Annotated in this window: 11 protein-coding genes and 1 pseudogene; 8 read left to right on the top strand and 4 right to left on the bottom strand. The window is 42.5% G+C overall.

Annotated elements, in window-relative coordinates; all coding sequences use genetic code 11:
* The first annotated feature begins 73 nt into the window (after positions 1 to 73).
* From BANH1_RS02515 to BANH1_RS07045, 3 genes and pseudogenes are all read left to right on the top strand, one after another.
* Positions 74 to 3424: a pertactin-like passenger domain-containing protein gene (locus BANH1_RS02515; RefSeq protein ID WP_015397865.1), complete on the top strand. Its 3351-nt coding sequence runs from the start codon at positions 74 to 76 to the stop codon at positions 3422 to 3424.
* Positions 3425 to 3639: 215 nt separating this feature from the next.
* Positions 3640 to 4565, top strand: a pseudogene (locus tag BANH1_RS02520) (autotransporter outer membrane beta-barrel domain-containing protein); the annotation flags it as partial.
* 364 nt (positions 4566 to 4929) lie between these two features.
* Complete coding sequence (locus tag BANH1_RS07045; RefSeq protein WP_015397866.1) at positions 4930 to 9912, top strand: autotransporter outer membrane beta-barrel domain-containing protein; 4983 nt, start codon at positions 4930 to 4932, stop codon at positions 9910 to 9912.
* A gap of 313 nt (positions 9913 to 10225) precedes the next feature.
* On the opposite strand, the gene BANH1_RS02530 is transcribed toward BANH1_RS07045, so the two are convergent.
* Complete coding sequence (locus tag BANH1_RS02530) at positions 10226 to 12103, bottom strand: ABC-F family ATP-binding cassette domain-containing protein (protein ID WP_015397867.1); 1878 nt, start codon at positions 12101 to 12103, stop codon at positions 10226 to 10228.
* 240 nt (positions 12104 to 12343) lie between these two features.
* Here BANH1_RS02530 and ndk point away from each other — a divergent pair, with 240 nt between their 5' ends.
* Positions 12344 to 12766, top strand: a complete 423-nt coding sequence (ndk, locus tag BANH1_RS02535) for a nucleoside-diphosphate kinase (RefSeq protein WP_015397868.1) — start codon at positions 12344 to 12346, stop codon at positions 12764 to 12766.
* A gap of 314 nt (positions 12767 to 13080) precedes the next feature.
* Here ndk and pgsA read toward each other — a convergent pair whose 3' ends face one another.
* The 3 genes from pgsA to BANH1_RS02550 form a co-directional block, all read right to left on the bottom strand.
* Positions 13081 to 13662: a CDP-diacylglycerol--glycerol-3-phosphate 3-phosphatidyltransferase gene (gene pgsA, locus BANH1_RS02540; RefSeq protein ID WP_015397869.1), complete on the bottom strand. Its 582-nt coding sequence runs from the start codon at positions 13660 to 13662 to the stop codon at positions 13081 to 13083.
* A 74-nt stretch (positions 13663 to 13736) separates the two neighbouring features.
* Positions 13737 to 15719, bottom strand: a complete 1983-nt coding sequence (gene uvrC, locus BANH1_RS02545; RefSeq protein WP_015397870.1) for an excinuclease ABC subunit UvrC — start codon at positions 15717 to 15719, stop codon at positions 13737 to 13739.
* Between the two features lie 378 nt (positions 15720 to 16097).
* Positions 16098 to 16967 carry a 23S rRNA (adenine(2030)-N(6))-methyltransferase RlmJ gene (locus tag BANH1_RS02550; RefSeq protein ID WP_015397871.1) on the bottom strand — a complete coding sequence of 290 codons (870 nt, stop codon included), beginning with the start codon at positions 16965 to 16967 and terminating at the stop codon, positions 16098 to 16100.
* Between the two features lie 918 nt (positions 16968 to 17885).
* Between BANH1_RS02550 and serS the strand changes: the two genes are divergently transcribed.
* From serS to yajC, 4 genes are all read left to right on the top strand, one after another.
* Complete coding sequence (serS, locus tag BANH1_RS02555; RefSeq protein ID WP_015397872.1) at positions 17886 to 19163, top strand: serine--tRNA ligase; 1278 nt, start codon at positions 17886 to 17888, stop codon at positions 19161 to 19163.
* Positions 19164 to 19297: 134 nt separating this feature from the next.
* On the top strand, positions 19298 to 19957 hold the full coding sequence (locus BANH1_RS02560) for a protein-L-isoaspartate(D-aspartate) O-methyltransferase (protein WP_015397873.1): 660 nt from the start codon (positions 19298 to 19300) through the stop codon (positions 19955 to 19957).
* Positions 19958 to 20153: 196 nt separating this feature from the next.
* Entirely contained in the window at positions 20154 to 21317 is a 1164-nt protein-coding gene (locus tag BANH1_RS02565) for a M23 family metallopeptidase (RefSeq protein WP_015397874.1), read from the top strand.
* 697 nt (positions 21318 to 22014) lie between these two features.
* Positions 22015 to 22470: a preprotein translocase subunit YajC gene (gene yajC, locus BANH1_RS02570; protein WP_015397875.1), complete on the top strand. Its 456-nt coding sequence runs from the start codon at positions 22015 to 22017 to the stop codon at positions 22468 to 22470.
* The last annotated feature ends 249 nt before the right edge of the window (positions 22471 to 22719 follow it).

Consider the following 22719-nt stretch of genomic DNA (forward strand, 5'->3'; position numbering starts at 1 on the left):
TTACATTAAATAATGGCACGCTATTTAGCGGGTGTTGGGTGTCTATCTCATTTTTGATGATGGAGTATAGACTGTGCGGTATAAATCAAGTTTTTCGCTATTAATGATGAGTGGTCTTTGGGTGCAAGCTGCGAGTGCTGGCGGTGACATTAGCGAATTTATAAAAGAATTGCAGGCTAATGGGCCGAAGACGTCAAAGGGCTTCGTAGCGTCAGGGCCTGTTGTTAGAAATACCGCAGTTGGGAATGGAGATGTGGAGGTAGTCGAAAAAGAGAAAATATCTGCAGGTGCCAAGGTTGGAGTAGGTGGAAGTCAAGCGGTTATGTGCGGGGGAAAGTCGTTATGGCCTGTGATTATGGGGGGGGAACAGTTTGTTTTTGAGGGAAATGGTCTTACTGATCGTTCTGGGGAGTGCAGTAATTACGGGGATTCTGTGACTAGTGATACTATAATTTATGGTGACGATGAGGCATTGGGGGTGCAGAATATATATAATAATGGGTTTGCTTGGGGCACGCATATTGGGCCACAAGGGGTGCAAAATATTTTTGGTGCATCCATGTATTATAATGGCGGCGTTGCGTCAAAGACCGCGGTTTACAATGAGGGGAGACAAAATATTTGGGGGAAAGGACAGGCCGATGATGTTACCTTAAAAAAGGGGGCTATGCAGGTAATATATCTCGGTGGCTCTGCGAAAAATTTAACGATTGAGGACGGAGGGCATTCGTGGATATACGATGGTGTGAAATTAGAGAGATCAACAAAAGTTGATAATAACGGGCATCTTCATCTGTATAGTGGTATTACAGGAGGCCGTTTTAGAAAAGAAAAAATTTCTTTGCGGGGAGGCGCAAGCGAAGAGGTATTTTTCGTTGATAGTGGGAGTTCTCGATTTGATATTGAGAATTTGAATGGACAGGGAGGTATTATTAGTTTTGGCTCTTTTGGTCCTGATAAGCGCTTTTCTAAGCTTCATGTTATACAACTTTCAGGGGGGCTGCATTTTAATTTCAGAATTAATATTGGCGCAGGGGGCGGCGATTACCTTTTTATTAAAGAAGGCGCGGGTGATCATACGGTCAGCGTTGTTGATACTGGTATTGAAGTTGCAAATCATTTTTCTCAAATAAGCACTGGGGTTTCTGCGTTAGATTTGATTACTGATGAGAGCGGAGGAGCTAAATTTTCTCTAAAGAGTTTTTTCGTTGCTAATGCGCCTGCTATTGATCTAGGGGCTTATATGTATGAGCTCAAGCAGCGAATTAATGGACCAGGTAAGGAAAAAATTTGGTATTTATCTGCGAGTGTCAGCGAGGCAGGCCGTATGACTCATCCTTCACGAAGTACGGTTCCGCAGTCACCTGTTTTAGATGATAGTATTTTTTTATCCGTCCAACCTGGTGGAGAGGCGGATTCTCGAAAACGTACTCCTCGGCATTTGGCTTCAAATTCAGGAAATCCTAGTTTTTCATCTCCTGTGTTTACGGTTGTAAATAAAAATATAGAAGAGAAGTTGAAATCTACGATTTATGATCAGGTGATCGGAGGGGGAGATCTGCTCATTGTGAATTCTTTGAGTAATGGCACTAAGATTAATGATAGCGGAATAGAGTTTGTCGAGAGTGGTGGATACTCAATGGGTGCAGTTGTTAATGTTGGTGGCAAACAGGTCGTTAAGGGCGGTGGATTCACATGGTATACTAATATTAACGGTGGTGCGCAGTTTATTTTTAGTGAAGAGGATTCTTTCGGTGATGTTAGGGGAGGAGGAAGTTCCGGCAAACGCAGTGGAGCTTATAACACTTCGGTTAATGGTAATAATAGAACGCACGGACAGCAAAATATATATGATGGTGGAGTGGTTTGGGGGACGAAAATTGGGGAAGGAGGTGTGCAAAATCTTTATCAAGTGAGCATAAAAAATCCCAGTATTGCATGGAAAACCGTGATTGATAATGGGGGGAGGCAGAATGTTTTTGAAGGAGGGCAAGCCAGAGGAGTTATTGTAGAAAAAGGGGGGATGCAAGTAGTATATTTCGGTGGATTTACAGAGGATGTGACGGTTAAGAAAGCGGGGCATTCATGGGTGTTTTCTGGTGCAAAATTAGGAGGATCAATGGAGGTTCAGGATGGAGGGTATCTTCATTTGTTTGCTGGAGATAATACGCCTCACGTCGCAAGTAAGACAATTATTGTAAAAGAGCAGCCTCCTGAGACAGTATTTTCCGATGGTGGTGGTAAAAATAGTTCTCGATTTGATGTTAAAAAATTAAGTGGTGAGGGGGGGAGAATTATTTTTGATTCTGTTGATTATAATAAGGGCTTTTCTCAGCTTAAGGTTGATGATCTTTCAGGACGTTTGTCTTTTAATTTTAGAGTTGATTTTGCAGGGCATCATAGTGATTATCTTGTTATTAAACGTGGTTCAGGTAATCACGCAATAAAGATCATTGATTCTGGTGATGAAATAAAAAATCCCGTTCCCCGGAAAAACAGTTTGGCCGCCGGGATCAATTTGATTATGGATAAAAGTGGGGGGGCCAATTTTTTTCTGGAGGGTAGTTTCGGTGATGAGATATATAGTGTTGATGCGGGGGCTTATACATATATTTTGCAGTATCAAGATATGTCTCATAAGCCTAATAAAAAGGGTAGAGAAAGTAGGGGAAAAATTTGGTATTTGGCTGTAGCAAGTTCCCGAGAATCTCAATATTCCTCTTTTACTTCGCGGAAAATAGTTAAGAGACCGCAGGGTTCGAGTCTTACAGTTTCTTCGCTCGATAATTCAGGTAGTAGTGCAAAAAGTCAGAAACGCCCTCCTCAGCGCGTCAGCCGGAAATTGGAGAGCGCTAATCCTTCTTCTAGTAAAGATAGCGGTAAAAAGCAGTCTCGAAGACGTCCTCCCCGACATGTGGTTGATGAGGCACAAATTTCTAGCCTTTTGGTCGCTTCGGTCGATGATGCAGATGTAGGCACGTCTGTGCGTCAGGGCCAGCGTCGTTCTCGTCGGCATGTGGTTGAGGATACGCAAATAGCTGATCTTTCAGCTGTTGCAGTTGAAGCAGAGATTATTGATGTGTCAGAAAATCAAGGCCGTTCTCGTCGGCGTGTGATCAGGGAAGAAGAGGTCACTGATCTTTCAGCTGTTTCACCTTCGATTCTAGAACGTCGGGCTAATGGGGCAGATGTTTTTGAGTCCGGTTTAAAAAGGCCGGAAGTTTCTGCTTCTTCGGCGCTCATGTCTGATGATAAAGATGATGCAGTAATGGTCGCGTTCGATTCGAAGCTGATGTCTGATGATGCGACAGTGGTGTTTGGTGATGAAACATTAGATCTGTCTGATGATAAAAATGATGCAGCAATGGTCGCGTCCGATCCGGAGCTGATGTCTGATGATGCGACAGTGGCTAGTGTTCGGTGATGGAACATTAGATCTGTCTGATGAATAAAAATGATGCAGTAATGGTCGTGTCCGATGACGCAAATAGCGGTGAAACGGAGCATCAGGTCCGTTCCGCTCGAAATGTCAATCAGAGATTACGGGTTCCTGCTTCTTCAAGCGTCTCGAGACCAGAACATGAGGCTGTTCAGGTCATTTCACCAGAGGGTTGGAATCCTAGCTTAGGAAAACCAAGAGTCTCTCTTCTTTTAACGGCCCCATCCACTGATGCGGTGTTATCTATGGCGGCGGCTACCGGGCTTATTTTTCATAATGAGGTGCAGAGTTTGCGCTCTGGAAGGGGATTTTGGATAAAAATAAGAAAGGTACAGCTCTGTGGACCTCTATGATTAAAAGTAAAGAACAAATTGCTGCAGGCCACGCGCATTTTAAGCTTGAGCAGACTGGTGTGATATTGGGTTTAGGCCATTTAAGGGAATTTGTGAGTGGGGAGGTTTATATTGGAGGCTTCGGCAGTTATGATCAGGCGCGCATCGTACATGCGCGGGACGGTGTTAGTGATGTGAGCACTTATGGCGTGGGAGCTTATGCGACTTATTTTGATCATAATGGTTGGTATTTAGATAGCGTCGTGAAATATAATTATTACCAAAATGATCTGAAGGCTATTTCAACTAATAAACTTCCGATAAAAGGGGCTTACAATCAGTGGGCGGTAGGTGCGTCATTTGAGACAGGTTACCGTTTATATGCAGGAAAAGATACTTGGATGCAGCCTTATGGACAATTAACTTGGTCGCATGTTGAAGGTCAAACGCTAAAACTTTCCAATGGTATGATAGGTGAGATAGCGCCGTCTGCTTCGTTGCGTAGTGAAGTTGGGTTATCTGTGGGGCATGAATTAACCTTTGGCGTAGACACTTCATTAACGGCTTACGCTACAGTTTCTTGGTTACGTGAATATATCGATAATAATCATACAGTAATTAACAAAGTGCATAAATTTACCACTGACTTATCTAGGGATGTAGGTAAGTTAGGAGTTGGTTTGAGCGGTTTTTTACATGATAAGCTGACATTTTATGCGGAAGCTCATTATATGAAGGGGCATAAAACTGAACAATCTCTGCAAGGTATCCTGGGCATTCGCTATAATTTCTAATAATGTGATCATCTTTTATTTTTCGATTAAGATGCCCGTGTTTTCTTGTTTTTAAGGTGATCCTTATGATAGAGGGGCAGCTTTTAGAGCGCGCGCGCAGGCTGTGGGAGCGGTCTTGCATCTCGCTTATGCGGGGGCTTTTTGTTTATTGTTGCAGTTTTTTAAAATATACGATTTGTGTTTTTGTTTTCCGATAATTATAGGCAATTTGTCAAAATATACCCTGATAATCGCTAATTTAAAATTGATATATTGTAATATAAAACACATTATGATACAAACAACAAATATTACTATGTAAAAACGGCACGCTGCTTAGCGGGCGTGGGGTGTCCGTCTCATTTTTGATGATGGAGTATAGACTGTGCGGTACAAATTGATTTTTTCAGTGTTAATGATGAATAGTTTTTTGGTGCAAACTGCGGGCGCTGGGATGAGTGTGGAGGAGTTTGTGGAAAAATTTCCGGCTAATGCACCTAAAATACCGGCAAACTTCTCATTTGGTGTGAAATTTTTTGGTAAAACTGCGAGTAATGGAGGCGCAGTGGAATTAGTCGAAAACGGGGGTGTATCAGTAGGTTCTGAGATTAAAAAAGGTATGAAGCAAATCGTTACGCATGGGGGAAACTCATTCTGGCCTAGGATTACAGGGGGCGCGCAGTTTGTTTATGAGGAAGATGGTGCCAGCAGCGCGTTTAAGGAAGATAGTTTTCGTAGGAAGAGTGCGTCCAGTAGCGCTATAATTCATGGTAATGGTGGGGTATCAGGACAGCAAAATATATACAATGGTGGGGAGTCTTGGGATACGCGTATCGGTCCAGGAGGGGTGCAAAATGTTTTTGGAACAGGTGAACATTTGGGCGGTACTGCGTCGAATACCGTAGTTTATGAAGGAGGGAGGCAGAATATTTGGGGAGGGGGGCGTGCTAACACAGTTACGCTGGGGAACGGAAGTAAACAGGTTATATATCTCGGCGGGTCCGCGGAAAATTTAACGATTGAGAGTGGAGGAAGTTCGTGGGTGCAGAGTAGCACAAAATTAGGAGGGACAACAAAAATTAACGAAGGAGGGCATCTTTACCTTTTCACAGGTGGTAATGGAGGTCATTTAACAAAAGGAGAGGTCGCTTTGGAGAACGGATGGTCTAATGAGGAGGTGTTTTCTGTTAATGACAGTAGTTCTCGAGTGAATATTGATAATTTAAATGGCGATGGGGGTACTATTAGTTTTAGCTCCGTGGGGCCTGATGGGCGCTTTTCTGAGCTTCATATCGATAACCTTTCAGGTAGCTCTCATTTTAATTTTAGGGTTAACGCCGGAGAAGGTAGAGGGGATTATCTTTTTGTCAAAAAAGGCGCAGGTAATCACACGGTAAGCGTCGTAGATACTGGTATTGAAGCTACAAATTCTTTTTCTCAAGTAAGCGGTTCGCCTTTCGGGATTGATTTAATTACTGATCGGAGTGGGGGGGCTAATTTTACTTTGGAAGGTTCTTCCGCTGGCAGTATACGCGCTGTTGATAGGGGGGCTTATATGTACAACTTATCGCAGCGGAGTGGTGGAAAGGGCAGTGAAAAAATTTGGTATTTATCCGCGGCAGGTAATAGGACGGGGCGTTTGAGAGATTTGTCGCGGATATCAGTTTCGCGGCCGCCTTTCCCTGATGATGTTATGACTCGATTAAGCGGAGGAGGCCGGGAGTCCGGCGGTCACTCGAGTGATATTAGTTTTCTGGTCGTTAGCCCGGGAGGAAGAGATGATAAAAAGAATCGAGGGCGTTCCTCTCGGCATGTGACTCGAGGTTTGGAATCTACCGATTTTTCATCCTCTTCATCTACTCTTTCAAGCAGTCTTATGACTAAAAAATTGTACGACTCTATGACTCTTAATCAGGAAGTATCGAAAGGTCGTTCACTTATCACGACGCTTTTTAGCAGAGGCACTAAGGTCGGTGACGGCGGCGTGGAAGTAGTTGAGCATGGTGGGTATTCAACAAGCGCTACTATTAATACTGGCGGTAAGCAGATTGTTAAAGATGGTGGGTCGGCATCCGGCACTAAGATTGAGGGAGGAGAGCAATTTATTCACGGCGAAAGAGGTTTTTTCAGCAGCTTTGAGGAAGGCAATTTTCGTAAGTATAGCGGGTCTTACGGGGATTTTGTTAGTGGCACAGAAAGCACAAAGGGAAAACAGAATGTCTATGACAGTGGGGTAGCTTGGGGGGCGCATATTGGGCGGGGGGGGGTGCAAAATGTTTTTGGGAGGCATGGACGTCCCGGTGGTGCAGCGTCAAATACTACAGTCTACGATGGGGGACAGCAGAATATTTTTGAAGGGGGGAAGGCTGAAGGAGTTATTGTAAAAGAGGGGGGCAAGCAGGCAGTATATTCCGGTGGATTTACCAAGGAGTTAACTATTGGGAATGGGGGACACTCATGGATATTTTCTGGCGCAAAATTAGGGGGAGGGATAAAGGTTGATACTGGGGGGGGGCTCCACCTTTTTACAGGCGATAATACCCCTTATAGCACAAAAGAGGAGATTCCTTTAAGCGGACGAGTTAATGAGGAGGTATTTTTTAGTGGTGCAAACAATTCTTGGTTTGACATTGAAAAATTAAGCGGCGGGGGGACGGTCAATTTTGAGTCTGTTGGCTATGATGAACGTTTCTCTACACTTTATGTTGGCGATCTTTCAGGAAGTTTGCATTTCAATTTTAGGATCAATTACGGTGGGCACCGCAGTGATTATCTTATTGTTAAAAATGGGTCGGGGAATCACACGATAAACGTCATTGATACTGGTATTGAGGTAGCGGATTCTGTCTCACTGAAGCACAGTTTAGTTTCTGAGCTCAATTTAATTTTTGATAGAAGCGGAGGAGCCAATTTTACCCTAAAAAACCCACTTGGCGGGGAAATTAGCACTATTGATAGTGGGGCTTATATGTATATTTTGCGTAGTAGGACTAAAATTTCGCACAAACGTAAAAGGGATACAGAAAATGAAGGAAAAATTTGGTATTTGGTAGCTGCTACAGGCGCTCAAGGAACACACCAATCAGGTGAAAGCTTTTCGCAACGAAGAGTGAAAAAGGGGCCGCAGGTTTCTGCTTCTTCATCTTCGCTGCCGGGTGGTTCTTCGCTTATTTCGTTTAGTGATGAAGGTCAGAAACAAAGCCGGCGTCGTCCTCCTCGGCATGTGAATGATCAGCCGCGTGTTTCTGTTCCTTCGAGGCATAAGCCTGGTCCACATTTGCCGCCTGGTGGTCTTTCACCTATTTCATTTGATGGTAGAGAAGATAATGGCTGGAAACAAAAGCCAGATCAGCCATCTCGGCGTAAAGATAAACCGCGTGTTTCTGTTCCTTCGAGGCATAAGCCTGGTCCACATTTGCCGCCTGGTGGCCTTTCGCCTATTTCATTTGATGGTAGAGAAGATAATGGCTGGAAACAAAAGCCAGATCAGCCATCTCGGCGTAAAGATAAACCGCGTGTTTCTGTTCCTTCGAGGCATAAGCCTGGTCCACATTTGCCGCCTGGTGGCCTTTCGCCTATTTCATTTGATGGTAGAGAAGATAATGGCTGGAAACAAAAGCCAGATCAGCCATCTCGGCGTAAAGATAAACCGCGTGTTTCTGTTCCTTCGAGGCATAAGCCTGGTCCACATTTGCCGCCTGGTGGCCTTTCGCCTATTTCATTTGATGGTAGAGAAGATAATGGCTGGAAACAAAAGCCAGATCAGCCATCTCGGCGTAAAGATAAACCGCGTGTTTCTGTTCCTTCGAGGCATAAGCCTGGTCCACATTTGCCGCCTGGTGGTCTTTCACCTATTTCATTTGATGGTAAAGAAGATAATGGCTGGAAGCAGGGCCAGCGTCGCTCTCGTCGGCACGTGGTTGAGGATACGCAAATAGCTGATCTTTCAGCTGTTTCGCCTTCGATTCTAGAACGTCGGGCTAATGGGGCAGATGTTTTTGAGTCCGGTTTAAAAAGGCCGGAAGTTTCTGCTTCTTCGGCGCTCATGTCTGATGATAAAGATGATGCAGTAATGGTCGCGTTCGATTCGAAGCTGATGTCTGATGATGCGACAGTGGTGTTTGGTGATGAAACATTAGATCTGTCTGATGATAAAAATGATGCAGCAATGGTCGCGTCCGATCCGGAGCTGATGTCTGATGATGCGACAGTGGCTATGTTCGGTGATGGAACATTAGATCTGTCTGATGATAAAAATGATGCAGTAATGGTCGTGTCCGATGACGCAAATAGCGGTGAAACGGAGCATCAGGTCCGTTCCGCTCGAAATGTCAATCAGAGATTACGGGTTCCTGCTTCTTCAAGCGTCTCGAGACCAGAACATGAGGCTGTTCAGGTCATTTCACCAGAGGGTTGGAATCCTAGCTTAGGAAAACCAAGAGTCTCTCTTCTTTTAACGGCCCCATCCACTGATGCGGTGTTATCTATGGCGGCGGCTACCGGGCTTATTTTTCATAATGAGGTGCAGAGTTTGCGCTCTGGAAGGGGGATTTTGGATAAAAATAAGAAAGGTACAGCTCTGTGGACCTCTATGATTAAAAGTAAAGAACAAATTGCTGCAGGCCACGCGCATTTTAAGCTTGAGCAGACTGGTGTGATATTGGGTTTAGGCCATTTAAGGGAATTTGTGAGTGGGGAGGTTTATATTGGAGGCTTCGGCAGTTATGATCAGGCGCGCATCGTACATGCGCGGGACGGTGTTAGTGATGTGAGCACTTATGGCGTGGGAGCTTATGCGACTTATTTTGATCATAATGGTTGGTATTTAGATAGCGTCGTGAAATATAATTATTACCAAAATGATCTGAAGGCTATTTCAACTAATAAACTTCCGATAAAAGGGGCTTACAATCAGTGGGCGGTAGGTGCGTCATTTGAGACAGGTTACCGTTTATATGCAGGAAAAGATACTTGGATGCAGCCTTATGGACAATTAACTTGGTCGCATGTTGAAGGTCAAACGCTAAAACTTTCCAATGGTATGATAGGTGAGATAGCGCCGTCTGCTTCGTTGCGTAGTGAAGTTGGGTTATCTGTGGGGCATGAATTAACCTTTGGCGTAGACACTTCATTAACGGCTTACGCTACAGTTTCTTGGTTACGTGAATATATCGATAATAATCATACAGTAATTAACAAAGTGCATAAATTTACCACTGACTTATCTAGGGATGTAGGTAAGTTAGGAGTTGGTTTGAGCGGTTTTTTACATGATAAGCTGACATTTTATGCGGAAGCTCATTATATGAAGGGGTATAAAACTGAACAATCTCTGCAAGGTATCCTGGGCATTCGCTATAATTTCTAATAATGTAAAGCGCTTTTCTGTTTCCTGATTAGAGAATAGTTTTTGGGGCTACGCTTCATCGTAGCGGGTTGTGTATATCGTTACATTTTATACTTCGCTCCCCTTGGCGGATGAGTTAAGGGGGGCGTTTTTTTCAAGTGCAGGATATATAAGCGTTTTTGCATTTTTAGTGGAGAAAGGCCTTTAGTTCGGTCCGTTTTGAAATTAATTGGGGGTAATTTGACTCAATTAATTAGTATAAGAGAAAGAACCAGGGATGAAGAAAAGATATACTTTTTTGCACGAGGAAAAATAAGACTTGAATTATGATAGCTCAGTTTTGTACCATCCGCGTTTCATATTGGTCGGATAACGCAAACCAGAGTGCTTCGGCTTCTTCGAGTGCTTTAGTTGTTTTTGCGCGCTCTTTCGCTTTTTCAGGAAGGCGCTCGTTGAAAGAAGCAGAAACTAGCTCTTCGTCGAGCTGTGTGATATGTTTGTGTAAATGCTCTATCAATGCTTCTATTTCGGTAATTTGCTTGCGTAATGGTGCGAGATCGGAGCGCTTTTGAGCGTTAATTTTTCGTTGGGCATTTTTAGAAAGAGAGGGTTGTTTTTTAGAAGAAACTTTCGTTTTTTGGGAAGAAGAAGAGCCAATAACCTCTGAATGGTAGGCGTCCATATCACCTTCATAAGGAAGTACAGTTTCGTTTTTTACACACCATAGGCGGTTCATCGTTGCTTCTATGAGGTGGCGGTCATGAGAAATTAGTATAATCGCCCCGTTAAAATGATTAAGTGCATGTGTTAGTTCCATGCGGCTATCAATGTCGAGATGATTGGTTGGTTCGTCAAAAATGAGAAGATGGGGGCCTTCAAAAACGGTAAGCCCCATAAGCAAGCGTACTTTTTCACCTCCTGAAAGATCTTTAGCTTTTGTCATCATTTTTTCTGTTGATAGCCCCATACGTGCTACTGCAGAGCGTATTTGCACTTCTGTTTTTCCCGGCATTAAATGACGTACGTGGTCTACAGCACCTTCTTCTGGTCTAAGATTATCTAGTTGATGTTGTGCAAAATAAGCAATTTTTAAGTGGGGAGCGAGCGTTATTTCGCCCTGTTCTGATTTAAGACGACCGGCAAGCAATTTCGCGAAGGTTGATTTACCATTTCCGTTTAAACCTAAGAGCGCAATACGGTCGTCATTATCAATTCTTAAATTCAGTTGTTTTAAAATTGGTTTACCTGATTCATAACCAACATTTACATTTGATAATGTGATGATGGGTGAAGCTGCTGGTTTTTCTGCTTCCGGAAAAATAAAAGGCTGAGTCTTTTTTTCTCTCCACATTGTGATTGATTTAAGTTTTTTGAGTGCCTTAAGACGTGATTGTGCCTGTCGGGATTTGCTTGCTTGGGCGCGAAAACGAGCGACAAAGTCTTGTATATGTTTTTGTTGTATTTCTCGTTTTTCAGTTTGTTTTTTCTGTACTTTAACAGCTTCGGATTTTTGTTGCTCAAATTGGTCATAATTACCACGCCAGAGGGTAAGCTTATGATCTTCAAGATGCATAATAAAATCGACTGTGCTATTTAAAAGATTGCGGTCATGGCTAATTATAATGGCTGTGCGGGGGTACAGGCGTATATAGTCGATGAGCCATAGGGTGCCCTCAATATCGAGATAATTTGTTGGTTCGTCGAGAAGCAGAAGGTCGGGTTCGGTAAAAAGTACAGCCGCTAACGCAATTCGCATGCGCCATCCACCAGAAAAAGATGAGCTTGGCCGTTGTTGTGCGTGAGAATCAAATCCTAAACCAGAAAGGATTTTGCTAGCACGTGCTTCTGCGGTATGGGCACCGATATCAGTTAAGCGTGCGTGAATAGCGGCAATACGCGCAGGGTCAGTCTCTGTTTTTGCTTCACGTAGAAGGTCGGAGCGTTCTTTGTGCGCTGTTAAAACAAGGTCGAGCAAAGATTGTTCGACCGCCGGGGCTTCTTGGAGGACTTGACCAATTTGTGTATTTTGCGGCATGGTAATATTGCCGCTGTCGGGGAAAATATCACCTATAATTGCGCGAAAAAGTGTTGATTTTCCGGTGCCATTATGGCCAACAAGCCCAGTTTTTGAGCCGGCAGGAAGTGCGATATTAGCGCGGTCAATTAGGAGACGCCCACTCATTCGTATTGTGATATCGTTGATCATCAACATAGGGAAAAGTTCTCTCCGCGTGATTTTAACTATGCGTAAACGCGCTTAACCTTCGAAAAGGAGGAAGCCATAGCAATCAGATAAGTAAGCTGCCAATATTTTATTTGCTTAAGGTCAGCTATATTAAAAAAAATCATAGAATCTCAAAAATTAAGAAAGATTGTCTGTACTTACTTGGCAAAAGACGCTTTGCAAGTTATAAAGAAACGAGACGATTTTGTAAATGAAATAGGTAATCATATGGCTGTGGAACGTACTTTTTCTATGATTAAACCAGACGCGACGCGTCGTAATTTGACGGGGGCAATTACAAAGATGCTCGAGGATGCGGGTTTACGTGTTGTCGCATCTAAGCGTATATGGATGAGCCAGAATGAAGCTGAGGGATTTTACGCGGTCCATAAAGGGCGTCCGTTTTTTGCAGAGCTAGTAGAATTTATGTCTTCGGGTCCAACTGTTGTGCAGGTTTTGGAAGGTGAAAGTGCTATCACTAAAAACCGTGAGGTGATGGGCGCTACGGATCCTGCTGATGCAAAGGAAGGGACAATTCGTAAAGTACACGCTTTGTCGATTAGCGAAAACTCCGTTCACGGCTCAGATAGCGCTGAGTCCGCAAAAATAGAAATAGCCTACTGGTTTTCCGATATCGAAATTGTTGGTTAATTTTAATGTGTGCGGGAAGTAAAAGATTCCGGGACAGTATTTGGTGGCGATTTTTTCCGTGAGGTAGCAGGCTTTCTTGTTAAAGAACGCGCGCACCCCGGGGGCCTTTTGTGAGATATTTTCTGACCTAACTGCCTATTTGCCCACTTAATAGCAGGAGTGATTTTTTGCTATAGCCGATAAAATCAGCACGACGTTATTTGCACGGCCTCACAATTTTGTCATTAACACTCAGAAACGATTCAAAATCAGCGCTATTATCGGGCGTTTTCAACGACCGATAATAGGAAAAAAGCGCGACCTCATTATGTCCATCATGTAATGACGTGTTTTAAGCCTGCACGGAAATAGTCCCATCCTGTCCACAATGTGAGAAGGGCTGAAATCCACAGCATAATTATACCAAATTCCGTTATGTAAGGGATAATTTTATTACCAGCCGGTCCTGTTAAGAGGAATACAATAGCTACCATTTGCACGGAAGTTTTCCATTTTGCAAGACGAGAGACGGGAACACTTACTTTTAGCTCAGCTAAATATTCACGTAGTCCTGACACAAGAATTTCTCGGCAAAGAATAATTATAGCGGCCCAAAGGGACCATCCGGCGATAGTACTATCTGCGGCGAGCAGCAGCAAGCAGGCGGAGACAAGGAGCTTATCTGCAATTGGGTCCAACATGCGGCCAATGTTGGATGTTTGTTTCCAAATACGGGCAAGGTAGCCATCCAAAAAGTCGGTAACGGACGCGATTATAAAAATAGAAGCGGACATTAAACGCGCAATATCACTTGATTGTAATCGCCCTTCTAAAAAGAAGCACGCTACTACTAAAGGAACAGCAGCAATCCGCGCGTAAGTTAGAATATTAGGGAAGGAAAAAGTATGATTTTTCATAGGGTCATTTTCAATCCTTTGCGGAGCATAGCATATCCCGCGAACGTAACAAGGCGAAGATCATGAAACAAGCCTTATTTTTCGTTAAAATAATTATAGATTTTTTGCGCAATTGCGGTGGAAATACCCGAGACTTTCGCTAAATCTTCGACGGGGGCGCCAGAGATAGCTTTGACGCTTCCGAAATAATTTAATAAAGCGCGTTTTCTTGTTGGTCCTACATTTTTAATCTCGTCAAGTGGATTTTTAAAGGTTTCTTTTTTTCGTTTTATTTTGTGAGTTCCAATTGCAAAACGGTGCGCTTCATCGCGCAGGCGCTGTAAAAAATAAAGAACAGGGTCGCGGGGTGGAAGTGTAAAGGGTGATCTTCCTTTTACAAAAAACCGTTCACGGCCTGCATCACGGTCAGCGCCTTTCGCTATACCAACCGCCGTGATAAGACCCTCTAGCCCTAAGGCAGATAATGTTGCTTGCACAGTGTTTATTTGTCCCGCACCACCGTCAATTAATATAAGATCAGGCCAAATAGGAAGAGAATCTGAGCTTTTAGTTTTTATATCTTTTTTTTTAGGGAGACCGTGCATTTTGATGAGGCGCGAGAATCTTCGTTCAATAACTTCTTGCATCATGCCTAAATCGTTACCAGGCGTAATAGTAGTTGAACGGATATTGAATTTGCGATATTGATTTTTAATGAATCCTGTCTGGCCAGCAACGATCATCGCTCCTACTGCATTTGTGCCCATAATATGTGAATTGTCATAGACTTCGATGCGGCGCGGGGTACGCGACAGCTGGAATGTTTTGGCGACGCTTTGAAGAAGTGTTGCGTAGGTCGATGTCTCCGCAAGCTTACGCGCGAGTGCTTCAAGAGCATTGGTGTAAGCGTAGTATACGAGAGCTTTCCGTTCTCTTTGTTTTGGTAGAGATACGGATATTTTTTGGTTTGTTTTCAGCTTTAATGCTTCCGTTAAAAGTGATTTTTCTTTAATTTCTTCAGACAGAAGGATGAGCTTTGGGACCGGTTTGTCATCGTAGAATTGCGCAATAAAACTTGACAAAATCTCAGCGCTAGGGAAAGACAGATCTGCTTTAGGAAAATAAGCTCGATTTCCCCAGTTTTGCCCCATACGAAAAAAAAATACTTGTATACAGGTCATCCCTCCCTGCTGTGCGATTGCAAATACGTCTGCTTCTTCTACTGTTTGAGGATTAATACCTTGAGAGCTTTGTATATGAGAAAGGGCTGATAAACGGTCGCGGTAAGCTGCTGCTTGTTCAAAATCGAGATTTTTTGCAGCTTCACGCATGGCATGGGCCATATCATTTTTAATGGATTGGCTTTTTCCAGAAAGGAAAGCTTCTGCTTTTTTTACTAGCTCTATATAATCGCTTTCACTTATTTCGTGTGTGCAAGGAGCGGAGCACCGCTTGATTTGATAAAGCAAGCAAGGTCGTGTGCGGTTTTCAAGAACAGAATCGGTGCAGGTCCGTAATAAAAAGGCGCGCTGTAAAACGTTGATTGTTTGTGTAACAGCTTCAGAAGAGGCAAAAGGACCAAAATAACGGGCTTTTCGCGTCCGAGCACCGCGATGTTTGTAAAGCGCGGGCGCGGGGTGATCATCGGTGATAATAATATAAGGGAAGCTTTTATCATCGCGCAATAATATATTAAAGCGTGGATGCAACCTTTTGATTAAATTGGCTTCTAGAAGTAAGGCTTCTGTTTCCGTGTGGGTAACGACGAATTCCATATGATATGTCGAGCGAATCATGCTAGTAATACGGTTATTATGTCCCTGTTCTCGGGTATAGTTCGCGACGCGTTTTTTTAGATTACGTGCCTTGCCAATATAAAGAATATTACCGTTTTCGTCCAACATCCGGTAAACTCCCGGTTTATGAGGGAGATGTTTGACGAATTGTTGTATGAGTACCACGCCTTTGAATTTGTTATCACCGTCTTCTTGGTCGGCATTGTCCCACACGACGTTGGACAAAAAAGATAAGTTGCCTCTTTTATTTACGAGATAGGGCATATTGTCTTTCGGGGTCATTAGTTTATCCCGCAATATTTTGCGTCTTCTACATGAGGTATCATTTTTCACTAAGTATGATAGGTGTATATGTATATATTTTTCTTCTTAAATAATGCATTATGGCGCCGGATTCTATGATTTTTGAGCTATTACTTTTAATTAAAAATCACAAAGACGCTTCTATACGCCAATTTTTAAGCTTTTTAACATTAGTGAGCGACACAGTTTCAGTGGAAATTCTGATGATTAGGCCAAGAGCTGGCTTCATTAGGAAAAAATCAAATTTGTGTTACTGGTTATGATAAGCGTTTCTGACTGATAATTACCTTAAAAAACAGTGAATTTGACGCTTTAGATTTACAATGCAAGGCGTTTTGGTTTTAAAATAGGAAGAAATTAGGGAGAATGCTTCGGTATATCCTCCTGGATCCATTTATGAATGATTTGTGCGTTTTTATTTTTCCCAAGACGTGTAACGAGGAGAGGTGTAAGCTTTTCTATTTCTTCTTCAAGAAGGTAAGGGGGATTTATCACGATCATACCGCTTCCATTCATTGTAGGTGGTATTGAACTTTTTCGGATGTGCATTTCAAGTTGCAAAATTTTGGGGATTTTTGTCTGAATCAGTGTGTAAAGGAAATTATTAATTTCTTTGTCGTGTTTAACAGGATACCATAAAGCGTAAATACCGCCTGGGAAGCGTCGGTATGCTTTTACCACCCACTTAATAAGGCGGGAAAATTCATCAGGTTTTTCGAAAGAAGGATCAATGAGTATAAGACCGCGTTTTTCTTTTGGTGGAAGGTGCGAATTTAAAGATAACCAACCGTCCAGATGTATGACTTTCGTTTGGTAGTCACCAGCGAAGTTGCTTGCTAAAGTTTGATAATCTTCACGGTGTAATTCAATAGCAGTTAGCCGATCTTGTTTGCGTAATAATCGGCGAATAAGGATAGGCGATCCTGGATAAAGCACGACTTCTTTGTTATGCTTATTAATCTCATCGATGACATTGTACCACGGATAAAGAAGTGTTTTCAGGTCTTCTGGGATAGGGGCCGACAAAAACTGCCCGATACCCTCACGCCATTCTCCTGTTTTAAGTGCTTCTGAGGAAGAAAGATCGTAAAATCCGACGCCCGCATGCGTATCTATAACGCGAAAAGCTTTTTCTTTGCGCTTGAGATATTCTACGATGCGGGTGACAATAATGTGTTTAAAAACATCAGCAAAATTGCCAGCATGATAAATATGCCGATAATTCATAGAAAAGCTCTATCATATATATGGTCACCCACCAAGTCTCTTTTTATGTAGGCCAGCGACTCTTATATTAACAAAGCTTTGCTATAAAGGCATCCGCGCTATTTTTAAAAATAGGAAAATACACCATAAATTCCGAAGAAGAAGAAATTGAGGCTGAGGTGGTGCTGTTTTTGGTTTTCATTTAATTAAACTGTATCAGCAAATTATCACTGCTCTAATTATATTTTATCGTGGGGTTTTTGTCTGAGACTGTATTTTGAATTTTCTGATACGGCCTAATATCGATGGGCTATTAAAATATCAGGGGATGAGTTCGCAAATATTTATTTACGGTCAACACAAGTACAGGAAATATTTTCGGTAAATATGAAACTTTCTACCTTTGGTGAGCTGTTTTGCTATTTTTCCACACGGCTTTATAGAAGTGAGTGCTTAGCTTTCTTGCCATTTCTAACTACTCCGCCGATACCGTTTTTTGTCGGGGGAACATTCGTTCACGGTCTACTAGAACTAATGATGCTTTAGTTTAACGTTTTAAAGCAATTTTTACTAGATTTTATTCTAGGATAAAGTTTATAATTTGTAGCTCAGGTTATCTGAGCTTTATAGTATCTTTTAGTTTAATTATTCAATTACCATCCATTATGAATCCTCTAACGAAAGTTGGACCGCCGATGCCTCAACTGTTAATATCCAAGCGAAAATGGGGTGTACTTATTTTTGTCGTAGTTCCAACTATGAGTGGTGCAATCAAATTTTTTACCACTTTTACAGCCTCTCTGCCAACGACGGTATTTTACGAGACAAGGCCTCGGCGTTGATTACCCGCTATCTGGGACAAAAAGAGGGAGCCTTTTAATGGAAGCTCACATTTTGTGCTATAAAGACTAATAAGAATGATGCAAATGAGGAATTTTGATGCTTGATATTAAATGGATCCGCGAAAACCCCGAAAAATTAGATGTGGCGCTAGCGAGCAGGGGTATTGAACCGCAAGCCCAAAAATTGATAACACTTGATCTTGAACGGCGGTCGCATGTCGCTAAAGTGCAATGTGCGCAGGAGCGTCGCAACGTAGCGTCGAAGGAAATAGGGCAGGCTTTAGCCGCATGTGATCAAAAAATGGCCGAGCGCATTAAAACTGAAGTTGAAGAAATTAAAGAATTCCTTTCTTCTGCTGTAGCAGAAGAAAGACAACTAACTGAAAATTTGGAGAGAGCTCTTGCCGCTATCCCGAATATTCCGTTAGATGATGTTCCAGAAGGTAAAGACGAAAGTGATAATGTTGTCATTCGGCATTTTGGGACGCCTACAGTATTTGATTTCGTGCCGAAGGAGCATTTTGATCTAGGCCAGGGCTTAAGACAGATGGACTTTGAACGAGCAAGTCGTTTATCTGGCGCGCGTTTTACGGTGCTTTCGGGGGCATTAGCGCGTCTTGAGCGCGCGTTAGGCCAGTTTATGCTTGATATACATGTTGATGAACATGGTTACGAAGAAGTTTCTGTACCTCTTCTTGTGCGTGATGAAATTGTTTATGGAACAGCGCAATTACCAAAATTTGCTGACGATCTTTTTCGGACCACAGATGGTCGGTGGCTTATTTCTACGGCAGAGGTGCCGTTAACTAATTTGGTTAATAACGAAATTCTTGATGATTCAAATTTACCGCTGCGGTTTTCTTCGCTCACCCCTTGTTTTCGTTCAGAGGCAGGATCTGCTGGCCGTGATACACGTGGTATGTTGCGTCAACACCAATTTTGGAAGGTGGAAATGGTATCAATTACCACCGAAGAGCAGTCTTTAGTTGAATTGGAACGTATGACAGGATGTGCAGAAAATGTGCTGAAGCGACTTGGTTTACCTTTCCGTACTGTAGTTCTTTCTACTGGTGATATGGGATTTGCTGCGCGTAAGACTTACGACATCGAGGTTTGGCTCCCAGGTCAGGGGAGCTATCGTGAAATTTCGAGCTGTTCAGTTTGCGGTGATTTTCAGGGGCGACGCATGAATTCTCGGTATCGTAAAGGAGATGAAAAAGCGCTGCACTTTGTTCACAGCGCGAATGGCTCTGGTACGGCTGTTGGTCGTTGCCTTATTGCGATTCTTGAGAATTATCAGCAGGCCGACGGATCAATTATTATCCCAGATGTTTTGCAGCCTTATATGAAGGGAATGAGCCGTATTACAGCTTAATTTTACAAAAGGAAAACTGATATGCATCCGTCGTTGATTACTGGTGGTGTTTATGTGCGAAGTTTCTCTGTTTTTGAAGAAATAATACATTATATGCGATATAACGACCACTGCATTAAAGGTTGAATAACGTCATGGAGCGGAAGGGCACTTTACAATTTCGTGAGGAATTGGCGAGTCTTGTGCTGAAAATGCGCAGTAAAGGAATCGATGATGTACGCTTTTTTGCGGCATTTGAGAAAATCCCGCGTCAGCATTTTGTTGCCGCTCCTTGGCTTAATAGTGCTTACGAGAATAAAATTATCCCCATTGAATGCGGCGAATATATAGAACGTTTGGAAGAACAGCTTTTAATTCTTTTTGCATTATTATTAAAAAAAAAGCATCGTGTTTTAGAAATTGGCACAGGTTCCGGTTTTTGTACGGCTCTTATGGCGTGTCTCAGTGATCGTGTAACAACAGTGGATCGTTATAAAACGCTCGTCAATTTAGCACAGCAAAAATTTCAGGCTTTAGGGATTGAAAATATTGTTGTACGGCAGATTGACGGTAGTCGAGGTGTTGCAGGTTTTGGGTCATTTGATCGTATTCTCATTTGGCCGTCGCGTTCCGATGATCCAAAAGAATTTTTGGAACTTTTAACTGGGAATGGCATTCTTATTCAAGCTATTGGGCCGGATGAAGGAGTGCAGACGGTTACGCGTTATATAAGAATTGGTAGTCAATTTGAGCGTTCAGAAATGTTTCAAGTGCGCTATCAGCCTTTTACTAAAAACGTTGCAGAAGTGCTTTAATTTTTAAATTAAGATATCGGGTAATACGTTATTTTTCCCTTTAAAATGGGATAAGCATTCTAATGTTACTACAGAGGCGTCGGCGGATAAAATATCTGATTTTAACTCTTAGGTAATATTAACGGGATTTAATAGAATTTGATAAAGTTGACGGGATTTAATAGAGTGAATTGGGCATCGGCTAATGAGCAAAATCATGTATTTAAAAAATTGGGAAGGCATTTCGCGGTGCGATCTCCAGGGAATAGCCTTTTTCATTATGGTGACTATGGTAGCAGGTTGTAGTTCCGGCACACAGCGTTTTGCCGGTGGCTTCTACAATAGTGAAGCTTCTTCTCGGTCGGATATGATTACAAATACCGCTGCTGATAGGCGAGTATTATTGCAAGGCGATGGTATACAAAGTAGTGAGTTGCCGCCTATCGATTCAAGGGGTGATACAGGTAATAATTATAATTCTTCAAGGTCAGGAGAAGTATTTCTTTCTGATGGAAGGGTTATGGGCGCGCCACCGCGAAATCTCGGGACTCTCCCTCGCTCAGAAGCAGATGATCTCAACGCTTTTCGGCGAAATTCTTATATCGTGCAAAGCGGAGATACATTGTTAAGTATCGCTCAGCAAGTGGGAGTCAGTATTAACGCATTGAAGTTAGCAAATGGCATGAGAAACGATGCTGTTTATATTGGTCAGAAGCTCATTATCCCGGAAAGACGTGTAGTAACAACTTCGAATACTCAAAATAGCGCTCAGAGCGTATCGACGACCGCACCTCTAAACCAGCCTAAAGCGACGTCTACCGCTGAATCTAAGAAGAATCTGTCATATGTGCGCGAAGATCCCTTAAAAACTGCGCCTTCTGTAAAGGCTGGTGAGTCAAATATCGGACAGCATTCTTTTGTGCATACTGTGCCAAAAACCACGGCTGATTCATCAAATGCAGCGACTGATCCAGATAGTGCTGTTGCTCCCCAATCAACGGGAATTTCTAAGATGCGCTGGCCTGCACGAGGGCGTTTGTTGAGCCATTATGGTCAAAAAAAAGGGATGACAACTAGCCGGGGGATCGATATCGCTGTGCCTGAAGGTTCATCGGTAAAAGCGGCAGAAAATGGCGTTGTTATCTATGCAAGTGATGGCCTGAAAGAGCTTGGGAATGTTGTTATGATTCGCCACGAAAACAACATCGTTACCATTTATGGACATAATAGCAAACTTGTTGTTAATAGGGGGCAAAGTGTACGGCGGGGCGACGAAATCGCTAAATCCGGTGTTTCTGGCGATGTCACGACGCCGCGTGTTTATTTCGAGGTACGTAAAGATTCTGTCCCTGTTAATCCCGCTGAATATTTAGAAAATTGACCAATAATTACTTTATTTTAATCTACAAGGTTGCCGCGTTTTGTCAATTGTTTCAAATTGGTCCGTGAAAGGGAGAGTGAAGTAACGCCGTCTTGCGGCGCCTTTTGGTAAGCCTAAGTGAGCTTTTTGAGTGCCAAGCGTGTATTGATTAAGCGGATGATATTCTGTCTATAATCTACGAATTCTACAAAAGAGCGCTGCCGGCTGATGACTCTATTTTTGTAGCATCCTCTGTCTATTTCTAATTTGGGTATTTTTACATCACTGAATGTTACGTAAATAAAATTTATAGTGACGTAATCGAAGTAATCAGTAAGTTCGAGATGCAATTTTTTCAATTCAGAACAAGATGCTTAATGCGGCAAAGTTTGTATATTATTTAAGAAAAAAATGTCAGTACAGCTGAGGGAGGAGGGGGGATTATTTGATCTAATTGGAGGGATGAAAAAACTATTTTTTATTTTTTCATTAGTTAAAGAGTCAATATTGGTGATATACAAAAAACAAAATAAATCTGTTTTTTTTAAATTTTTGCCCGTTGCCTTCTAGCGCTTAAGCCTTTATGTCCTTCAGGCAGATCGTGGCTGTGTAATATTATTATTAGTGCGTGCAGTATTAAGGAAGCTTTCTTCTTCTGAATCAAAGGCTTATTTAGTTGAATAAGACATACCTGAATTTTAACCTATAGGAGATAAAAATGGTTACCAACGCTTATGCTCAGGCTGCAGGTGATATTGCTAATGGAACGTCGCTTATTACTTTCGTTCCTTTCATTTTAATTTTTGCAATTATGTATATTTTAATTATTCGCCCGCAGCGCGCTCAACTAAAAAAGCGGCAAGAAATGCTTAGTGCTGTGCGTCGCGGTGATACCGTCGTAACGGGCGGCGGTATCATCGGAAAAATTACGAAAGTTAATGATGAGAGCGGTGAGTTAGAAGTCGAAATTGGTGATGGTGTGCGTATTCGGGTCATCCGTTCGACGTTAGCCGATGTTCGCGTTAAAGGTGAACCGTTTTTAGAAGAAAAAGCAAAATTTGATTCTAAGGTAAAAGAATCCAAAAAGCCTAAAGCTAAGGCGGTAAAGAAGGAAAGCGCAGCTACTGCTAAAAAGGGCAAAGCTACACAGAAAGAAGATAAATCAAAAGCGTAATTCTGGTTTATAGATTTTTCTGAAACTTACTTATGAGAAGATGGGACGGTTTTATGGAGCAATTTCATTTTGTATACGCTCTGAGTTGATAAAGGAAGATTGTCCCTTCGTTTATTTTACGGGGATATTTTCTATTTTAGAAATTGTCCAATTTGCCGAATACAGCGGAGATTTGGGCTGTTACACCGAGCAGTATCGCGGCCGTGTGTATGAGCATGGTGATCCTTTTTATACAAACAGGGTGTAAAA

It is taken from the genome of Bartonella australis AUST/NH1, from assembly GCF_000341355.1.
GTDB lineage: Bacteria > Pseudomonadota > Alphaproteobacteria > Rhizobiales > Rhizobiaceae > Bartonella > Bartonella australis.

What these genes read in the sequence shown, in the direction of transcription:
- BANH1_RS02530 (WP_015397867.1), bottom strand. Translation starts at nt 12,103, where the DNA reads ATGTTGATGATCAACGATATCACAATACGAATGAGTGGGCGTCTCCTA.
- ndk (WP_015397868.1), top strand. Translation starts at nt 12,344, where the DNA reads ATGGCTGTGGAACGTACTTTTTCTATGATTAAACCAGACGCGACGCGT.
- pgsA (WP_015397869.1), bottom strand. Translation starts at nt 13,662, where the DNA reads ATGAAAAATCATACTTTTTCCTTCCCTAATATTCTAACTTACGCGCGG.
- uvrC (WP_015397870.1), bottom strand. Translation starts at nt 15,719, where the DNA reads ATGACCCCGAAAGACAATATGCCCTATCTCGTAAATAAAAGAGGCAAC.
- BANH1_RS02550 (WP_015397871.1), bottom strand. Translation starts at nt 16,967, where the DNA reads ATGAATTATCGGCATATTTATCATGCTGGCAATTTTGCTGATGTTTTT.
- serS (WP_015397872.1), top strand. Translation starts at nt 17,886, where the DNA reads ATGCTTGATATTAAATGGATCCGCGAAAACCCCGAAAAATTAGATGTG.
- BANH1_RS02560 (WP_015397873.1), top strand. Translation starts at nt 19,298, where the DNA reads ATGGAGCGGAAGGGCACTTTACAATTTCGTGAGGAATTGGCGAGTCTT.
- BANH1_RS02565 (WP_015397874.1), top strand. Translation starts at nt 20,154, where the DNA reads ATGTATTTAAAAAATTGGGAAGGCATTTCGCGGTGCGATCTCCAGGGA.
- yajC (WP_015397875.1), top strand. Translation starts at nt 22,015, where the DNA reads ATGGTTACCAACGCTTATGCTCAGGCTGCAGGTGATATTGCTAATGGA.